This window comes from Mesorhizobium sp. M7D.F.Ca.US.005.01.1.1, from assembly GCF_003952545.1.
Classification (GTDB): Bacteria; Pseudomonadota; Alphaproteobacteria; order Rhizobiales; family Rhizobiaceae; genus Mesorhizobium; species Mesorhizobium loti.
In genome coordinates, this window is record NZ_CP034453.1 from 1,756,837 (window position 1) to 1,775,504 (window position 18,668).

Annotated in this window: 19 protein-coding genes; 18 read left to right on the forward strand and 1 reads right to left on the reverse strand. The window is 62.9% G+C overall.

The window, feature by feature from the left end:
* Positions 1–74: 74 nt before the first annotated feature.
* From miaB to EJ076_RS08470, 10 genes are all read left to right on the forward strand, one after another.
* The gene (gene miaB, locus EJ076_RS08430; RefSeq protein ID WP_126067585.1) at positions 75–1,499 is read left to right on the forward strand and encodes a tRNA (N6-isopentenyl adenosine(37)-C2)-methylthiotransferase MiaB; all 1,425 of its coding nucleotides are present in this window, start codon (positions 75–77) and stop codon (positions 1,497–1,499) included.
* A gap of 84 nt (positions 1,500–1,583) precedes the next feature.
* Positions 1,584–2,576 carry a PhoH family protein gene (locus tag EJ076_RS08435; protein WP_023758127.1) on the forward strand — a complete coding sequence of 331 codons (993 nt, stop codon included), beginning with the start codon at positions 1,584–1,586 and terminating at the stop codon, positions 2,574–2,576.
* Positions 2,577–2,594: 18 nt separating this feature from the next.
* The gene (gene ybeY, locus EJ076_RS08440; protein ID WP_126067586.1) at positions 2,595–3,095 is read left to right on the forward strand and encodes an rRNA maturation RNase YbeY; all 501 of its coding nucleotides are present in this window, start codon (positions 2,595–2,597) and stop codon (positions 3,093–3,095) included.
* Between the two features lie 28 nt (positions 3,096–3,123).
* Positions 3,124–4,215, forward strand: a complete 1,092-nt coding sequence (locus EJ076_RS08445) for a hemolysin family protein (protein WP_126067587.1) — start codon at positions 3,124–3,126, stop codon at positions 4,213–4,215.
* 16 nt (positions 4,216–4,231) lie between these two features.
* Entirely contained in the window at positions 4,232–4,501 is a 270-nt protein-coding gene (locus tag EJ076_RS35685; protein ID WP_245462975.1) for a hypothetical protein, read from the forward strand.
* Between the two features lies 1 nt (position 4,502).
* Complete coding sequence (locus tag EJ076_RS36115) at positions 4,503–4,703, forward strand: VOC family protein (protein ID WP_348639824.1); 201 nt, start codon at positions 4,503–4,505, stop codon at positions 4,701–4,703.
* A 103-nt stretch (positions 4,704–4,806) separates the two neighbouring features.
* Positions 4,807–6,399 (forward strand): apolipoprotein N-acyltransferase, encoded by a 1,593-nt coding sequence (gene lnt, locus EJ076_RS08455; protein ID WP_126067589.1) that lies wholly within the window; start codon positions 4,807–4,809, stop codon positions 6,397–6,399.
* Between the two features lie 140 nt (positions 6,400–6,539).
* A complete protein-coding gene (locus EJ076_RS08460; RefSeq protein ID WP_023811410.1) occupies positions 6,540–6,959 on the forward strand; it encodes a helix-turn-helix domain-containing protein in 420 nt (139 codons plus the stop codon).
* A 169-nt stretch (positions 6,960–7,128) separates the two neighbouring features.
* A complete protein-coding gene (metK, locus tag EJ076_RS08465) occupies positions 7,129–8,394 on the forward strand; it encodes a methionine adenosyltransferase (RefSeq protein ID WP_109666370.1) in 1,266 nt (421 codons plus the stop codon).
* 23 nt (positions 8,395–8,417) lie between these two features.
* Entirely contained in the window at positions 8,418–9,119 is a 702-nt protein-coding gene (locus EJ076_RS08470) for a tRNA (guanosine(46)-N(7))-methyltransferase TrmB (RefSeq protein ID WP_126067590.1), read from the forward strand.
* 54 nt (positions 9,120–9,173) lie between these two features.
* On the opposite strand, the gene EJ076_RS08475 is transcribed toward EJ076_RS08470, so the two are convergent.
* On the reverse strand, positions 9,174–9,338 hold the full coding sequence (locus tag EJ076_RS08475) for a hypothetical protein (RefSeq protein ID WP_126067591.1): 165 nt from the start codon (positions 9,336–9,338) through the stop codon (positions 9,174–9,176).
* Positions 9,339–9,625: 287 nt separating this feature from the next.
* Between EJ076_RS08475 and rimP the strand changes: the two genes are divergently transcribed.
* The 8 genes from rimP to rpsO all read left to right on the forward strand — a co-directional run bounded on the left by rimP (position 9,626) and on the right by rpsO (position 18,416).
* Positions 9,626–10,273: a ribosome maturation factor RimP gene (rimP, locus tag EJ076_RS08480; protein ID WP_126067592.1), complete on the forward strand. Its 648-nt coding sequence runs from the start codon at positions 9,626–9,628 to the stop codon at positions 10,271–10,273.
* A gap of 49 nt (positions 10,274–10,322) precedes the next feature.
* Positions 10,323–11,918: a transcription termination factor NusA gene (gene nusA, locus EJ076_RS08485; RefSeq protein ID WP_109666377.1), complete on the forward strand. Its 1,596-nt coding sequence runs from the start codon at positions 10,323–10,325 to the stop codon at positions 11,916–11,918.
* 38 nt (positions 11,919–11,956) lie between these two features.
* On the forward strand, positions 11,957–12,607 hold the full coding sequence (locus EJ076_RS08490) for an RNA-binding protein (protein ID WP_126067593.1): 651 nt from the start codon (positions 11,957–11,959) through the stop codon (positions 12,605–12,607).
* Complete coding sequence (gene infB / locus EJ076_RS08495; protein ID WP_126067594.1) at positions 12,604–15,177, forward strand: translation initiation factor IF-2; 2,574 nt, start codon at positions 12,604–12,606, stop codon at positions 15,175–15,177. Before EJ076_RS08490 ends, infB begins: the two co-directional genes overlap by 4 nt.
* A 126-nt stretch (positions 15,178–15,303) precedes the next feature.
* Positions 15,304–15,729, forward strand: a complete 426-nt coding sequence (rbfA, locus tag EJ076_RS08500) for a 30S ribosome-binding factor RbfA (protein ID WP_109666384.1) — start codon at positions 15,304–15,306, stop codon at positions 15,727–15,729.
* Positions 15,729–16,724: a tRNA pseudouridine(55) synthase TruB gene (gene truB / locus EJ076_RS08505; RefSeq protein WP_126067595.1), complete on the forward strand. Its 996-nt coding sequence runs from the start codon at positions 15,729–15,731 to the stop codon at positions 16,722–16,724. Before rbfA ends, truB begins: the two co-directional genes overlap by 1 nt.
* A 145-nt stretch (positions 16,725–16,869) precedes the next feature.
* Positions 16,870–17,964, forward strand: a complete 1,095-nt coding sequence (gene corA / locus EJ076_RS08510; protein ID WP_126067596.1) for a magnesium/cobalt transporter CorA — start codon at positions 16,870–16,872, stop codon at positions 17,962–17,964.
* Between the two features lie 77 nt (positions 17,965–18,041).
* Positions 18,042–18,416: a 30S ribosomal protein S15 gene (gene rpsO, locus EJ076_RS08515; protein ID WP_274533684.1), complete on the forward strand. Its 375-nt coding sequence runs from the start codon at positions 18,042–18,044 to the stop codon at positions 18,414–18,416.
* The last annotated feature ends 252 nt before the right edge of the window (positions 18,417–18,668 follow it).

The window sequence follows — 18,668 nt, forward strand, 5'->3', positions numbered from 1 at the left end:
CCCCGGCATGTGCCTGCAGGCGCATGCTGAAAATCGTCTGTTTTTTGTCATCGAAAGGCGTTAGAAGCCGCCGGATGGACTTGAACACGATAGAGCGTGACGACATCGACGCCGTGGCCGAAGGGATGGCCGCCGCGCCGGCTGCAGCGACCAGGAAGGTCTTCATCAAGACCTATGGCTGCCAGATGAACGTCTATGATTCACAGCGTATGACCGATGCGCTGGCCGCCGACGGCTACACCGCGACCGATGCCATTGGCGAGGCCGACCTGGTGCTGCTCAACACCTGCCACATCAGGGAGAAGGCGGCCGAAAAGGTCTATTCCGAGCTTGGCCGTATTCGCGATATGAAAGCCGAACGTGCCTTGGCCGGCCGTGAGATGCTGGTCGGCGTCGCCGGCTGCGTGGCGCAGGCCGAAGGCGCCGAGATCATCCGCCGTTCTCCGGCCGTCGACCTGGTCATCGGCCCGCAGACCTATCACCGGCTCCCCGACGTGCTGGCGCGGGTGCGCGGCGGCGAGAAGATCGTCGAGACCGACTACGCCATCGAGGACAAGTTCGAGCATCTGCCGCAGCCGAAGCGCGCCGAGGTCATCAAGCGTGGCGTCACCGCCTTCCTCACCGTGCAGGAAGGTTGCGACAAGTTCTGCACCTTCTGCGTCGTGCCTTACACCAGGGGCTCCGAGGTCTCGCGGCCGGTGGCGCAGATTGTCGCGGAGGCTGAGCGCCTGGCGGAAGCCGGCGTGCGCGAAGTGACGCTGCTTGGCCAGAACGTCAATGCCTGGCATGGCCGGGGCGAGACCAAAGAGGGTAAGACCGAGGAGTGGGGCCTTGGCCGCCTGTTATTCAGGCTCGCCGAAATTCCCGGCCTGGCGCGGCTGCGCTACACCACCAGCCATCCGCGCGACATGGACGACGAACTCATCGCCGCACACCGCGATCTGCCGGCGTTGATGCCTTACCTGCATCTGCCGGTACAATCAGGCTCCAACCGCATCCTCAAGGCAATGAATCGCCGGCACACGGCGAAGGATTATCTGGCGCTGCTCGATCGCATCCGCACTGCCCGGCCGGACATCGCACTTTCCGGCGACTTCATCGTTGGCTTCCCCGGTGAGACAGAAGCGGATTTCGAGGCGACCATGGAACTGGTGCGCCAGGTGAACTACGCCTCGGCCTTCTCGTTCAAATATTCGCCTCGTCCCGGCACGCCGGGCGCCGAAATGCCCGATCATGTGCCGGAAACAGTCAAGGATGAGCGCCTGCAGCGGCTGCAGGCTCTGCTTGTGAAACAGCAGCAGGATTTCGGCTTGAGCCTCGTCGGCAGCACCATCGACACGCTGATCGAGAAGCCCGGCCGTCAGGCTGGCCAGAAGGTCGGCCGCTCGCCCTGGCTGCAGCCGGTTATTGTTGATGAAAAGGCCGGCGAAATCGGTGACATTATCCAGGTGCGAATCACGAAGACAGGTTACAATAGCCTGTTCGCCGAATTGGCCTGAGGGGTCTCGGCAGATGAGGAGAGACGGTTGAGCGCAGCAGAGCTGAAGAACCTGCCCCCGGTACCGGCATCTGGGGCTTCTGACATGGCGCACATCGTTCTGACTTTCGACAACAACAAGCTTGCCAGCGCCCTTTACGGTCAGTTCGACGAAAACCTCGCCCGGCTTGAGCAGAAGCTCGGCGTCGACATCCGCTCGCGCGGCAACCAGCTTACCATCAAGGGCTCGGCGTCGGCGGCCGAGCAGGCGCGCCGCGCCCTGGACAATCTCTATGGCATTCTCCAGAAGGGCGTCGATATCGGCCAGTCCGACGTCGACGGCGCCGTGCGCATGGCGATCGCCGCCGACGATCAGCTGACGCTGCCGACGCTGGAGCGCAAGGGCAAGGTCTCCGCCGCCCAGATCGCCACCCGCAAGAAGACGATCTATGCCCGCTCGCTCAACCAGGACGCTTATATGCGGGCGCTGGAACGGTCGGAACTGGTGTTCGGCATCGGCCCGGCCGGCACCGGCAAGACCTATCTGGCGGTGGCGCATGCGGCGATGCTGCTCGAGCGCGGCATGGTCGAGCGCATCATTCTCTCGCGGCCGGCGGTCGAGGCCGGCGAGCGGTTGGGCTTCCTGCCGGGCGACATGAAGGAGAAGGTCGATCCCTATCTGCGGCCGCTCTACGATGCGCTTTACGACATGATGCCGGCCGACAAGGTCGAGCGCGCCATTGCCGCCGAAGTGATCGAGATCGCGCCGCTCGCCTTCATGCGCGGCCGCACGCTGGCGCATGCCGCCGTCATCCTCGACGAGGCGCAGAACACCACGCCGATGCAGATGAAGATGTTCCTGACCCGTCTCGGCGAGAACTCGCGCATGATCGTCACCGGCGATCCAACCCAGATCGACCTTCCTTCGAACACCAAATCGGGCCTGGTCGAAGCCTTGCGGGTGCTGGACGGGGTGGCAGGCGCGGTCACCGTGCGCTTCAACGACGGCGACGTGGTCCGCCATCCGCTAGTGGCGGAAATCGTCAGGGCATACGACCGGGACGCCAAGCTGGCGCGCGGCCTCGGCGCCGAGAATTGATTTTGACGATGCGGCTTCATGCCTGAGGACATAATATCCGGCGACGGGGCACTTCCCGTCGACATCGACATATCGATTGAAGCGGGCGCTTGGCCCGATGAGGCAAGCCTGACGCGGCTGGTCGCTCGCGCTGTCGCGGCTGCTTTTGCCGAGACCGGTGTGGCGGGCCGTTCCGAACTCAGCGTTGTTTTTTCAAACGATAGCCATATTCAGAAGCTCAACGCCGGCTGGCGCGGCAAGGACAAACCGACCAACGTCTTGTCTTTCCCGGCTTTTCCGTTTGCGCAGGGCGGCCAGCTGCCGCCGATGCTCGGCGACATCGTGCTGGCCGCCGAGACAGTCGCGCATGAAGCGGCACTGGAAGACAAGCCTGTCGAGAACCATATCACCCATCTCGTCATCCACGGCCTGCTGCACTTGCTGGGCTACGATCACGAGACCGACACCGAGGCCGAGGCGATGGAGGCCATCGAACGCGCAGCGCTCGCAAGGCTTGCCATTCCCGATCCCTACGCGTAACTACTTCTGACCAATTGACCGGACGACGATGAACGACAAACCAGAGACTGCCGCCCGCCCCGACGCCGGCAGTGCGACCAAGGCTTCCGATACGTCGGAAGAGGGATCAAGTCCGAGTACCGTTACCCCTGGTGCTGCCAGCATCGGCAGCGCTGCCAGCGAAACTTCGCCAGCCGGTCCCTCCCTGTTCGACCGCGTTCTAGGCCTGTTCAGGCAGCGCAACGGAACCAGCCTGCGCGAGGAAATCGCCGGCGCGCTTGCCGAAACGACGAGCGATGCCGAATCCTTCTCGCCCGGCGAACGCGCCATGCTCAACAACATCCTGCGGCTGCGCGAGGTGCGCGTCGAGGACGTCATGGTGCCGCGCGCCGACATCCAGGGGGTCGAGATCACGACGACGCTCGGCGACCTCCTGGGCACTTTCGAACAATCCGGCCATTCGCGCATGCCGGTCTATTCCGAGACGCTCGATGATCCGCGCGGCATGGTCCATATCCGTGACGTGCTGGCCCACATCACCAAGATCGCGCGGGTCAAGAAGGGCCGCACGACCAGGAAAACCCCCGCCGCCACGGTTCTCGACCTCGCCCAGGTCGACCTCGCACGCACCATTGGCGACCTCAATCTGATCCGCCCGGTGCTGTTCGTGCCGCCGTCCATGCTTGCCTCCGACCTGATGGGCCGCATGCAGACGACGCGCACGCAGATGGCGCTGGTCATCGATGAATATGGCGGCACCGACGGCCTCGCCTCGCTGGAGGACATCGTCGAGATGGTGGTCGGCGACATCGAGGACGAGCATGACGAAGACGAGCCGATGATCACCCAGAGCGGTGACGGCGTGTTCATCGTCGACGGCAAGGCCGAGATCGACGACGTCGCCAAGATGATCGGCGAGGATTTCGCCGCCGGCGAACATGGCGAATATGTCGACACCATCGGCGGCATGATCTTCAACACGCTTGGCCGCGTTCCGGCCCGCGGCGAGGTGGTGCAGGCCATACCCGGCTTCGAGTTCCACGTGCTCGACGCCGATCCGCGCCGCGTCAAGCGCGTGCGCATCGTGCAGAGCCAGAAGGGCGAGCGCCGCCGGCGCGCCGCACGCACCGAGCAGGCATGAGCGTTACGCTCGCCCGATGACTGTCGATGACCCGTTCAAGCATCCCAGTCTGGGCTCCGGTGTTTTCTATAAGGACCCTCGTGCCGCGCTGGACTGGCTTGAAGCAGCCTTCGGCTTCGCGCGCAGCATGGTGGTCAGCGATGCCGAGGGCAGACTTGTTCACGCCGAGATGCGGTTCGGCGACAGCTACATCATCGTCGATTCCGAAATGGGCCGATTACGTAGCCAGCCCGGCTTCGGTCTCGGGCAAGAACACGCAATCAGTCTATGTCAGACTGAAGGATAGCATCGACGCACATTGCGAGCAGGCTCGGGCGGCCGGTGCTGATATAATCCAGGAGCCGACAGATCAGTTCTACGGCGAGCGCCAGTATCGGGCGCGCGATCCCGAGGGCCATGTCTGGACCTTCACCCTGACCCTCCGTTCGGTTCCGCGCGAGGAGGCCGAGCGGCTGGGCGGTGTTCAAATCGACGGCTGGCACCGGTAGGGCGGTGGCGGGAGCTTGCGCCACGGCCTGCCATCCGGCGTTTGGAGCACGGACCGCGGCCTGTTAAATCTTGCGTCCTGATTCGCGCGACTCGGAAGTATGCATGGAGCGCCTGACCGGCCGGATAATTCTGCTTTGGGGTTGGCGGCGCGCGCTCGTGGCGTTTCTCGCAGGCGCCCTGGCCGTGCTTGGGCAGGCGCCTTACGATTTCTTCGCCGCCTGTTTCATCTCGTTTCCGCTGCTGGTCTGGCTGATCGACGGCGCCACCGGTGAAGCTTCGGCCAGCTTGTTTCGGCGCCTGCGGCCGGCCTTCGCCGTCGGCTGGTGGTTCGGCTTCGGCTATTTCCTTGCTGGCCTCTGGTGGATCGGCTCGGCGCTGCTGGTCGAGGCCGACAGCTTTGCCTGGGCGCTTCCCTTCGCGGTGGTCGGCATTCCCTTCGCACTCGCCTTTTTCTACGGTTTTGCGGCCATGGTCGCCCGGCTAATGTGGAGCAACGACATCGGCCGCATCGCCGCCCTTGCCTTCGGCTTCGGGCTGACGGAGTGGCTGCGCGGCTTCTTGTTCACCGGTTTTCCCTGGAATGCCATCGGCTACGCGGCCATGCCCGTGCCCTTGCTGATGCAGAGCGTCTCGGTGACCGGCATGATCGGCATGAACGCGCTCGCGGTGTTCGTTTTCGCGCTGCCGGCGCTGCTGGCCGCGCGCCGGCATCTTCGCCTCGGCGCGGCGCTGTTTGTCGTCCTCGCCGCCGCCCATGTCGGCTTCGGCTATGTCAGGCTGGCCGCTCCCGAACCGCCAGCCCCGCGCAGCCTGGACGTCCGCATCGTCCAGCCGGCCGTGGACCTGTCGGAAAAGTGGGACGCATCGGTGCGCGACCGTATCTTCGCCACCTTGATGGGGCTGTCGGCCAAGGCGCCGGACCCCGGCCATGACAAGCCGCAACTGATCCTGTGGCCCGAAACCTCGGTGCCGTTCCTCTTCACCGAGCGCCCGGACGCATTGACGGCACTGGGCGACATGCTCGGACCTGGCCAGATGCTGATCGCCGGCGTCGTCCGCGAGGAAGGCGGCTCGGCCGCGAATGCCGACAGCCGCTATTACAACTCCGTGGTGGCGATCGACGACAAGGGTGAAATCACTGACGCTGTCGACAAGGTTCATCTGGTGCCGTTCGGCGAATACCTGCCTTTCTCCGACCTGCTCGAGCGTTTCGGCATCGAGCAGCTGGTTGCCGGGCCGATGACGTTCGCGGCCGGCAATGAGCGGCATGCCATCACCCTGCCTGACGGCATCAGCGCACTGCCATTTATCTGTTATGAGGTGATCTTTCCCGATCTGGTGGCAGTTGACGCAACGTCAGCACAGCTTATTGTGAACGTCACCAATGATGCGTGGTTCGGCGACACGCCGGGTCCGTATCAGCATTTCAGGCAGGCCCAGATCCGTGCGGTGGAGAATGGATTGCCATTGCTGCGTGCTGCCAACAACGGCATCTCGGCCGTCGTTGATCCGCGCGGCCGCATCGTTGATGCGCTGGCGATCGACGCCCGCGGCGCCATCGATGCCCATGTCCCGATTTCCGAACAGGCGGTCATATCTCCCGGCCAACGACGCATTAACGGAATGCTGATCATGTTGCTGTTTGCCATCGCCGCCACATTGTTGAACGTAAGGCAAAGGCTACGGGTGAATTGACAGCCTACACATTAGAAACTCATACTGTAAGCGCCTGAAATTTCTCGAAGCCGGTTGATCATTCTGTTGGGGCAGTTGCCTCCGGCTTCGTTTGGGCAGGAAAAAAATAGAGAAAGCCGAAAAAATTCGGCGAGGAAAAAATGACAGAAGACAACAAGAAGAAACCGAATCCGATTGATATCCATGTCGGCAGTCGCATCCGGCTTCGCCGCAACATGCTGGGAATGAGCCAGGAAAAGCTGGGAGAAAACCTCGGCATCACATTTCAACAGATTCAGAAATATGAAAAGGGCACCAACCGCGTCGGCGCCAGCCGTCTGCAGGCGATCGCGTCCATACTCGGCGTGCCTGTCGCCTTCTTTTTCGAGGATGCGCCCGGCCAGGAGCCCGTGGCGGGCCGTGGATTTGCCGAGGATGCGTCGATGGCTTTCGCCGTTGAATTCTGCGGCAGTCCGGAAGGACTCCAGCTCAACCGGGCCTTTGTCAAGATCGCCGACGCCAAGGTGCGCCGCAGGATCATAGACCTGGTCAAGTCCCTCTCCACGGACGATCCCGACTGATCCGCAATCACGCCAGAACCGGCGGCGTGTTGCCGCTGGTGGCACAAGATAACTGCATCGACATTCATGCCAGAGCCGAAGCACCGCTTGACGAGCGGCGCTTCGCCCCGCTAACACGTGGCGCGCCAAAATCGGCAGCCTGCCGATCGTTTTTCAAGAGGGGACACCCGTGACGCGGCAGAACTACTTCTTTACCTCGGAATCCGTTGCCGAGGGCCATCCCGACAAAGTCTGTGACCGGATTTCCGACGAGATCGTCGATCTGGTCTATCGCGAAGCCAAGAAGACCGGCATGGACCCGTGGAAAGTCCGTGTCGCCTGCGAGACGCTGGCCACCACCAACCGAGTCGTCATCGCCGGCGAAGTGCGTGTTCCCGACACGCTGCTCAAGAAGGACAAGGCCGGCAATATTCTCAAGGATGCCGCCGGGCATTCGGTCGTCAATCCGGCCAAGTTCAAGTCGGTCGCCCGCAAGGCGATCCGCGAAATCGGCTATGAGCAGGCCGGCTTCCACTGGAAAACGGCGAAGATCGAGGTCCTGCTGCACGGCCAGTCGCCGGATATCGGCCAGGGCGTCGACAATGCCTCCGACCGTCAGGGCGAAGAGGGTGCCGGCGACCAGGGCATCATGTTCGGTTATGCCTGCCGCGAGACGCCGGATCTGATGCCGGCGCCGATCTACTACAGCCACAAGATTCTCGAACTGCTGGCTGCCGCCCGTCACGAGGGCAGCGGTGAAGCCGGCAAGCTAGGGCCGGACGCCAAGAGCCAGGTCACCGTTCGCTATGTCGACGGCAAGGCCGCCGAGGCGACGCAGATCGTGCTGTCCACACAGCATCTCGATGCGAGCTGGGATTCGAAGAAGGTCCGCAAGGTCGTCGAACCCTATATCCGCGAGGCGCTGGGCGACCTCAAGATCGCCGACAACTGCATGTGGTACATCAACCCGACCGGCAAGTTCGTCATTGGCGGGCCGGACGGTGATGCCGGCCTGACCGGCCGCAAGATCATCGTCGACACCTATGGTGGTGCCGCACCGCATGGCGGCGGCGCCTTCTCCGGCAAGGACACCACCAAGGTCGATCGTTCGGCGGCCTATGCGGCACGCTATCTGGCCAAGAACGTCGTGGCGGCGAAACTCGCCGACCGCTGCACCATCCAGCTTTCCTACGCCATCGGCGTTGCCCAGCCGCTGTCGGTCTATGTCGACCTGCACGGCACCGGCAAGGTCGACGAGGCAAAGCTCGAGGAGGCGCTGCGCACCGTGATGGATCTGTCGCCGTCCGGCATCCGCCGCCATCTCGATCTCAACAAGCCAATCTATGCCAAGACGTCGTCCTACGGCCATTTCGGCCGCAAGGCCGGCCGCGACGGGTCTTTTTCCTGGGAAAAGACCGATCTCGCCAAGGCGCTCAAGGATGCGGTCGCCGCCTGACAGCGGCGCCGCAGAGTCCCGCCATGGACCCGAAGGACAGACCAAGCCGCGCGACCGAAGCCTTCTTCGGTCGCCGGCGCGGCAAGACCATGCGTCCGCAGCAGGCGGCCGCGCTGGAAAGCGGTTTTGGGACGTATCGGCTCGATCTGACGGCCGAACCGCCGGCCGATCTGCACACTCTGTTTGAAGCCGAGGTTTGCGCAGTTCACCTCGAGATAGGCTTCGGCGGCGGCGAACATTTGCTGCATCGCGCGACCGAGGCGCCAGCGATCGGCTTTATCGGCGTCGAACCGTTCGTCAACGGCATGGCCAAGATGATGATGGCGGTGCGCGAGAAGCCGCTCGCCAATCTGCGGGTTTATGACGACGACGCCACACGGCTGCTGGATTGGCTGCCGCAAGCCTCGCTCGACGGCATCGATCTGCTCTATCCCGATCCCTGGCCGAAGAAGAAACACTGGAAACGGCGCTTCGTCAGCCCGGTCAATCTCGAGCGGTTCGCGCGCGTGCTGAAGCCTGGTTCAAAATTCCGCTTTGCGTCCGACATCGACACCTATGTCAACTGGACCCTGCTGCATTGCCGTGCGCATGGCGCGTTCGCGTGGCAGGCTTCGGAGGCGGCGGACTGGCACCGGCCCTATGATGGCTGGCCGGGGACGCGTTACGAGGTGAAGGCCATTCGTGAGGGTCGGCGGCCAGCCTATCTCACTTTTGTCAGAGCATAGGCCCGCCCACGGCGCACCAGCTTTGCAAAGGCGGGTGTCATCCACTCGCCAGGTTCAGAAACGGCCGATCCTGTTGAAGACAGCCGGATCCATTCCAAGCTTGCGCAAGTCGTCGGCGCGCGGCTTGCGGCCCGCTTCCACGGCACGCGAGGCAGCGACCGCGCTGCCAAATGTCGTGAAAAGTTCGCCTATGGCGGTTAAGATCTTGCGATTGGTCATGGTCATGCCCTTTCGGTGCCGTGTCGTGCAATCATCTTTGTGCGATGCACCACAAATGGGGACGCAACGGCAAAGCTCACAGGGGTTTCGCCGCATGGAGGCCATGCGTCTGGCGCAACACTGGCGCCGCACGGCTTTTGTTCGGACTGCACGGCGGGCTTGAAACACCGGCCATGATCGTTTATATCAGCCTCAAATTCTTGGTCGGTATGACGAAGAGTGGGTCCACCCGGTCCCGCTCTTTTTTATTACCTGCCGATAACTTCGGGTAGAACGACAGGGTTTCAATGACTGCAACGGCAAGCGAGGGCGACGATCGCATCATCCGCGAAAGCGGCATCGATGCGCGCATCGCGCTGATCGTCCAGCCGGTTCTGCGTGGCATCGGCTTCCGCCTCGTGCGGGTGCATCTGTCGGGCCAGAACGGGCTGACGCTGCAGATCATGGCCGAGCGCGAGGACGGCACCATGACCGTCGAGGATTGCGAAGAGGTCAGCCGCGCGGTGTCGCCGGCGCTCGACGTCGATGATCCGATCGAAAAGGCCTATCACCTCGAAGTCTCGTCGCCCGGCATCGACCGGCCGCTGGTCCGCAAATCGGATTTCACGACCTGGACCGGTCATCTGGTCAAGATGGAAACATCTATCGTCGTTGCCGACCGCAAGCGGTTCAAGGGCAAGATCGTCGAGGCCGGCGAAGACGATGTGCTGATCGAGCGCGAAAAGGCCGCCTATGGCGAGGAGCCGACGGTGCGGGTCCCCTATGACGCAATTTCCGAAACGCGGCTGATCCTGACCGACGATCTCATCCGCGACGCCCTGTCGAAGGACAACCGGGCGCGCAAGGAAGCCAAAAGAAACCGCGGTGAACCGGACGATGACGTGCCCGAGGGTGCGGAAGCGGACGCCACGGAAGAAGACGAACAGGAACTATGATTGAGCTGCCGGGCGCAAAGGTCCGGCAAACAGGCTCGGGAGAAAAACGATGGTAGTAAGCGCCAACAGACTTGAACTGCTGCAGATCGCCGACGCGGTTGCGCGTGAAAAGTCGATCGACAAGTCGATCGTCATCGCCGCCATGGCCGATGCGATCCAGAAGGCGGCGCGCTCGCGTTATGGCCAGGAAACCAACATCCGCGCCGACATCAACCCGAACACCGGCGAGATGAAGCTGCAGCGGCTGATGGAAGTGGTCGAGAAGGTCGATGACTACGCCACGCAGATCGCCATTTCCTCCGCCCGCGAGCGCAATCCCGACGCCCAGCTCGGCGATTTCATCGCCGAACAGCTGCCGCCGATGGATTTCGGCCGCATCGCCGCCCAGTCGGCCAAGCAGGTCATCGTGCAGAAGGTGCGCGAGGCCGAACGCGACCGTCAGTATGACGAATACAAGGATCGCATCGGCGAAATCGTCAACGGCACCGTCAAGCGCGTCGAATACGGCAACGTCATCGTCGACCTTGGTCGTGGCGAAGCGATCATCCGTCGCGACGAACTGATCCCGCGCGAAAACTACAAATATGGCGACCGCGTCCGCGCCTACGTCTACGACGTGCGCCGTGAGCAGCGCGGCCCGCAGATCTTCCTGTCGCGAACCCATCCGCAGTTCATGGCCAAACTGTTCACCATGGAAGTGCCGGAAATCTATGACGGCATCATCGAGATCAAGGCGGTCGCCCGCGACCCGGGTTCGCGCGCCAAGATCGCCGTCATCTCGCGCGATAGCTCGATCGATCCTGTCGGCGCCTGCGTTGGTATGCGCGGCAGCCGCGTCCAGGCCGTCGTCGGCGAATTGCAGGGCGAGAAGATCGACATCATTCCGTGGTCGCCTTCGGCCGCATCCTTCATCGTCAATGCGCTGCAGCCGGCGGAAGTCGCCAAGGTCGTGCTCGACGAGGATGCCGAACGCATCGAAGTCGTGGTTCCTGACGACCAGCTGTCGCTGGCCATCGGCCGCCGCGGCCAGAACGTGCGGCTCGCTTCGCAGCTGACCGGCTGGGATATCGACATCCTGACCGAAGCCGAAGAATCCGAGCGTCGCCAGAAGGAATTCGTCGAGCGTTCGTCGCTGTTCATGGAAGCCCTCGACGTCGACGAGATGGTCGGCCAGGTGCTTGCCTCCGAAGGCTTCACCAGCGTCGAGGAAGTCGCTTATGTCGATTCCGGCGAGATCGCCTCCATCGACGGTTTCGATGAAGACACCGCTTCGGAAATCCAGACCCGCGCCCGGGAATATCTGGAGAAGATCGAGGCCGAGCACGACGACAAGCGCAAGGCGCTCGGCGTCTCGGACGAATTGCGCGAAATCCCCGGCGTCACCACCGCCATGATGGTGACGCTCGGCGAAGACGGCGTGAAGACGATCGAGGACTTCGCCGGCTATGCCGCCGATGACCTCACCGGCTGGAAGGAACGCAAAGACGGCGAAACCAAGGTATTCCCCGGCGTGCTGGCCAATCACGGCGTCGCGCGTGCCGATGCCGAGCAGATGGTTCTGGCTGCCCGCCTCAAGGCCGGCTGGATCACCGAAGACGAGCTTGCGGCCGAAGAAGTCTCGGCTGACGAAGCCGTTGGTGCGTGAGGTGAAACCGCATCGCACCGAACCCGCCCCTGGACGAGATGAACGATCGCACCTGCATCGTTACGCGCAAACAAGCCGAACCGGATGAACTGATCCGTTTCGTCGTCGGCCCGGATTCGGCCGTCGTTCCCGACATCAAGAGAAATCTGCCCGGCCGCGGTTGCTGGGTGAGCGCCGACCGCCTACATATTGACAAGGCTGCGGCGAAGAACCTCTTTGCCCGCGCCTTCAAGGCACAGGTGGTCGTGCCGCCCGATCTTGGCGGCATGGTCGACGGGCTGCTTTCCAGACACGCTCTGGGCATGCTTGGTCTGGCCCGCAAGGCAGGCGCAATTTCGCTTGGTGCTACCAAGGTCGAGAGCGCGGTGCGCGGCGGATTGGCGCTTTTCGTGCTTCACGCGACCGAGGCGTCCGACGACGGCGTGCGCAAGATCAGCCAGGCGCGACGGGCGACAGTCCATCTCGGCGGGCCCGCTATCCTTGCCTACAAACTTTTCTCCGAGGCCGAGTTGAGCTTGGCATTGGGGGGTACAAATGTGATACATGCTGCCGTTCTCGCGGGAGACGCGGGCAGGGCGGTCCAGAAGCGCATGGTTGCGCTCGACCGGTATCGGGGCGGTTCCCCGGACGATCTGGCAATGCTTGCGGCTGTTGCTGACGAAGATGATGCCGCAGAGGATATGGAATGAGCGATACGAAATCGGGTGACGACAATACGCTGAGTGTGACGCCGAAGAAGACCTTGACGCTGAAGCGCCCCGGTATGGAACAGGGCACTGTGCGCCAGAACTTCTCGCACGGCCGCACCAAGCAGGTCGTCGTCGAAACCAAGAAGCGCAAGTTCTCGATGCCCGGCGATAAGCCGGAGCCGGTTGCCGCCCCCGTCTTCACACCGAAGCCGCCGGTTGTGGCCGCGCCCGTCGTGCAGGAAGCACCGAAGGCGCCGCCACCTCCGCCCCCGCCGGCCCCGGTCGAGCGCAGCGGCATGGTGCTGAACGAACTGTCGCGCAGTGAAATGGAAGCGCGCCGCAGGGCGCTTGAAGGCTCCAAGGTGCGCGAGGTCGAGGACCGTCAGCGCGCCGCCGAGGACGCCAAGCGCCGTGCCGAGGACGAAGAGCGCCGCAAGCGCGAACGCGATGAATCCGCACGCCGCCAGGCCGAGGAAGAGGCGCGGTTGCAGACCGAGGCCGAGTCTCGCCGTCGGGCCGAGGAAGAGGCACGCCGCCGCGCGCCGCTGACCGCCGAACTGGCAACAGTCGACGATGAGGAAGAGGTCAAGCCGAAGCGGGTTGGTGCCGGTGCACCGGTGCGCCGTCCGGTCACGCCCGAAGTGGCGCGTCCGGCCAAGCCGACCAAGAGCGAGGAAGACCGCCGCCGTGGCAAGCTGACGCTGAATTCGGCATTGTCCGACGAAGACGCGCGGGCCCGTTCGCTATCGTCGATGCGTCGCCGCCAGGAAAAATTCAAGCGCGCGATGCATAATGAGCCGCGCGAGAAAGTCATGCGCGAAGTGATCCTGCCCGAGACCATCACCATCCAGGAACTGGCGCAACGCATGTCCGAGCGCGCGGTCGACCTGGTCAAGTTCTTCATGAAGCAGGGCCAGATCCTGAAGCCGGGCGACGTCATCGACGCCGATACGGCAGAGCTGGTCGCCACCGAATTCGGCCACACGGTCCGCCGCGTCGCCGAGTCCGACATCGAGGAAGGCCTGTTCAACATCGCCGACAATGCCGAGGACCTGGTGGCGCGTCCGCCTGTCGTGACGATCATGGGCCACGTCGATCACGGCAAGACCTCGCTGCTCGACGCCATCCGCAACGCCAATGTCGTCTCCGGCGAAGCCGGCGGCATCACCCAGCATATCGGCGCCTACCAGGTCGAGAAGAATGGTCACAAGATCACCTTCATCGACACGCCCGGCCACGCCGCCTTCACGGCGATGCGTGCTCGTGGCGCCCAGGCGACCGACATTGCCATCCTGGTGGTGGCGGCCGACGACAGCGTCATGCCGCAGACGATCGAATCGATCAGCCATGCCAAGGCGGCCGGCGTTCCGATCATCGTGGCGATCAACAAGATCGACAAGCACGATGCCGATCCGCAGAAGGTGCGCTCCGAGCTGCTGCGCCACGAGGTCTTCGTCGAATCCATGGGCGGTGAAGTTCTGGACGTCGAAGTGTCGGCGACCAAGGGCACCAATCTCGACAAGCTGCTCGAGGCGATCCTGCTGCAGGCCGAAATTCTCGACCTGAAGGCCAATCCGGATCGTACTGCCGAGGGTGTCGTCATCGAAGCGCAGCTCGACAAGGGCCGTGGTCCCGTTGCCACCGTGCTGGTGCAGACTGGCACGCTGATGCCGGGCGACATCCTTGTTGCCGGCAACGAATGGGGCCGGGTGCGCGCGCTGGTCAACGATCGTGGCACGCAGATCAAGGAAGCGCCGCCGGCGATGCCGGTCGAAGTACTTGGCTTGCAGGGCACGCCGCAGGCCGGCGACCGCTTCGCAGTGGTCAACAACGAGGCCCGTGCCCGCGAGATCACCGAATATCGCCAGCGTCTGGCGCGTGAGAAGGCGGTTGCCAAGCATGCCGGCCAGCGCGGTTCACTCGAGCAGATGATGTCGCAGTTGCAGACGAGCGGGCTGAAGGAATTCCCGCTGGTCATTAAGGGCGACGTGCAGGGCTCGATCGAGGCGATCAACGCTGCGTTGGACAAGCTCGGCACCGACGAAGTGCGTGCGCGCATCGTCCATGCTGGCGCCGGCGCCATCACCGAAAGCGACGTGTCGCTGGCGGAGACCTCGGGTGCGGCGATCATCGGCTTCAACGTCCGCGCCAACGTTCAGGCGCGTGCCGCTGCAGCGGCAGCGGGCATCGAGATCCGCTACTACTCGATCATCTACAACCTTGTGGATGACGTGAAGGCGGCTCTGTCGGGCCTTCTGTCGCCGGAGCGTCGCGAGACCTTCATCGGCAATGCGCAGATCCTCGAGATCTTCGACATCACCAAGGTCGGCAAGATCGCCGGCTGCCGTGTCACCGAAGGCAAGGTCGAGCGCGGTGCGGGCGTGCGCCTGATCCGCGACAACGTCGTCATCCACGAGGGCACGCTGAAGACGCTGAAGCGCTTCAAGGACGAAGTTTCGGAAGTCCCCGGCGGCCAGGAATGCGGCATGGCCTTCCAGAACTACGAGGACATGCGCGTCGGCGACGTCATCGAGTGCTTCCGCGTGGAGATGGTGACCCGGACACTCTGAGTTCGAGTGATTTGTCCATACCGGGCGGTGGTCGAAAGACCGCCGCCCAAGGTCTATTGAGAATGACCCATATGAGACATGCGGCACGGTCCCATCCCGCGCCTCACGCTTTCAGGATTGAGAAAAATGCCCCGTCCAACCACATCCAGCCCATCCCAGCGCATGCTGCGCGTCGCCGAACAGGTGCGCCATGCGCTGTCCGAAACCCTGCAGCGCGGCGAGATCATCGATCCGCTGATCGAGAACACCGTGGTGTCGGTCTCGGAAGTGCGCATGTCGCCTGACCTCAAGGTCGCCACGGCTTTCGTCTCGCCGCTCGGCGCCAAGGATACCGATGCGGTGGTCGAGGCGCTGAACAAGCATGCGAAATTCGTCCGCGGCCGTGTCTCAGGCGCGCTGCGGCAGATGAAGTTCATGCCGGAGTTCCGCTTCAAGCTCGACACCTCCTTCGACAATTTCGCCAGGATCAACGACCTGTTGAAGTCGCCCGAGGTAGCACGCGATCTGGGTCCTGAGGACCAGGACAAAGACGACAACAAGGACACCGAATAGTGGCGCGCCGCGGCAAGAAGAAGGGCCGTCCGATCTCGGGCTGGCTGATCCTGGACAAGCCGGTCGGCATGGGTTCGACCGAAGCCGTCTCCAAGATCAAATGGCTGTTCCAGGCGGAAAAGGCCGGCCATGCCGGCACGCTCGATCCGCTGGCGTCCGGCATGCTGCCGATCGCGCTTGGCGAGGCCACCAAGACCGTGCCCTACGTGCAGGACGGCGCCAAGATCTATCGCTTCACCGTTGCCTGGGGACAGGAGCGTTCGACCGATGACCTCGAAGGTCCGGTGACGAAGCAGTCCGACCTGCGTCCATCGGAAGCCGAGGTCAAGGCGCTGCTGCCGAAATACACCGGCGTCATCATGCAGACGCCGCCGCAATTCTCGGCCATCAAGATCGCCGGCGAGCGTGCCTATGATCTGGCCCGCGACGGCGCGACAGTCGACATTCCGCCACGCGAGATCGAGATCGGTCGTTTGGAGGTTGTCGAGCATAGCGCCGATCATACGGTTTTCGAGGTCGAATGCGGCAAGGGCACCTATGTGCGCTCGCTGGCCCGCGACATGGGCCGCGACATGGGCTGCTTCGGCCATATCAGCGAATTGCGCCGGGTCGAGGTCGAGCCGTTCACCCCGGAGGATTTCGTCACCATCGCCGAACTGGAAGCCGCCCGTTTCGGTGTGCAGGATGAAGACAGCTCGGACGCGACGGACGTCGCTGACACGACGGAAGCCACTGACGCGGTGGAAGCGCCAATCGACTTCAACGCCATCGATGCGCTTCTGGTCGATACATCGGCTGCCCTCGACTGCCTGCCGCAGATCGCCATCAGCGACGACGCGGCGACCAAGATCCGCCTTGGCAACCCGGTCATCATTCGTGGTCGCGATGCACCGGTGGAAGCCGAAGAAGCCTGCGCCACGGCGCGCGGCAAGCTGGTCGCCATCGGCGCCATCGAGCAAGGCATGTTCAAGCCCAAGCGGGTCTTTGCCGGCTGACTCCTGTCGTCTAGAGCAATTCCAGGAAAAGTGTGAACGGTTTTCCGTTCGGAATTGCGTCAAAACAAAGAGTTAAGAGTAGTTCGCCGTTTCCGTGAAACGGTGAACTGCTCTAATGTCGGACCAGGACTCGCGCGAGGGGCATATGGCAAAGGCTGAGGCGATCAAGAAGCGGGCGCCGGTGAAAACAAGGCGGCCGCCGGTCGGTGCGTCGCCCGGCACGCTGATCGCCGACCCCTCGGCGCGGCGCAGCGAACTCAGGCTGACCCTGATCTCGCCGCAGAAATTCAAGACCATCGAAAACGCCAGCATCGACGACCTCAACACTCATTGCGACAAATGGCCGGTCCTCTGGCTCGACTGCACCGGCCTCGCCAACATTCCGCTGATCGAGGAGATCGGCCGCATTTTCAGCCTGCATCCGCTGGCGCTGGAGGACGTCGTCAACACCGGCCAGCGGCCGAAGGTCGATTTCTTCGAGGACCATGCCTTCGTCGTCGTCAGGATGATCGACGATGTCACGTCGCACCGCTATGAGCAGATTGCCGTCTTCTTCGGCAACAACTTCGTCGTCACCTTCCAGGAACGTGAAGGCGATCCGTTCGATCCCGTACGCAAGCGCATCGAAAGCTCGGCGCCCAACCGGTTGCGCGCGCGGGGCGCAGACTATCTCGCCTATGCGCTGATCGACGCCGTCGTCGACAGTTATTTCCCGCCGATCGAGGCGGCTGGCGAGCTGGTCGACAGCATCGAGGACGAGATGCTGCATTCGACGCACAAACACCAGATGCGGCAGCTGCATGAATTGCGGCGCGATGCCAATGTGCTGAAGGGCGTGCTGTGGCCGATGCGCGATGCGCTGGCGACGCTGATCCGCAACGACGTGCCCTATGTGAAGGCGGAAACCAAGATCTTTCTCAACGACACGCTCGACCATTCGCTCAGGCTGATCGAACTGGTCGAAACCCAGCGCGACATGCTGACCGGCCTGATCGAGATGCATCTGTCGCTGAGCCAGGCGCGCACCAACGACGTCATCAGCTATCTCACCATCGTCTCGGTCATCTTCATGCCGCTGACCTTCCTCGTCGGCATCTGGGGCATGAATTTCGATCCGGAGTCTTCGCCCTGGAACATGCCGGAACTGAAGGCCTATTACGGCTATCCCTTGTCGCTGCTGTTCATGGCCGTTGTCGCGTTCGGGCTGATCGCCTTCTTCAAATGGAAGAAATGGCTCTGACAAGGATAAATCAGGCCATTTTGGCCTGAAAAGCCGGCTTGTGAATTGGGCTGGTGTTTTCCGGGAAATTGCACTATATGCGCCGCAGCATAGCGCTAAGACGCTTTGCTTGCACCGGCCCCTGCTGGACGACATCCCGGCTGAGGGCGACCCGTTTCCTCAAACAGATAAGGAAAAACACGATGTCGATTACTGCCGAGCGCAAACAGGAATTGATGGGTGAATTCGCAACCGCCAAGGGCGACACCGGGTCTCCGGAAGTCCAGGTGGCCATCCTTTCCGAGCGCATCAAGAACCTGACCGACCATTTCAAGGACCACAAGAAGGATAACCATTCCCGCCGTGGTCTGCTCGCCCTCGTCTCCCAGCGCCGCAGCCTGCTTGATTATCTCAAGCGCAAGGACGACGCGCGCTACCAGACGTTGATCGAGAAGCTCGGTCTGCGCCGTTGACGAATTGACCGGCGGGCTTTCTTCGGAGAGCCCGCCGGTCGCGCATTCTGCCAGTCGTATCGGCTGGCCAGACCCGGTTTCGATCGTGCAGAGGGCACTCGAAACCGCCCATGGACGGTCATGGGGCAGGATTGCAGGACGCTCGTGCGCGCTCGCCGCGCCGAAATTACCCGAGCTTCCCGTTGTCTTGCCCGTGGCTGCCCGAGAAAGGAAGCCAGGGAAAGGGCATCCGCGCACCGTGAAACGGCGCGG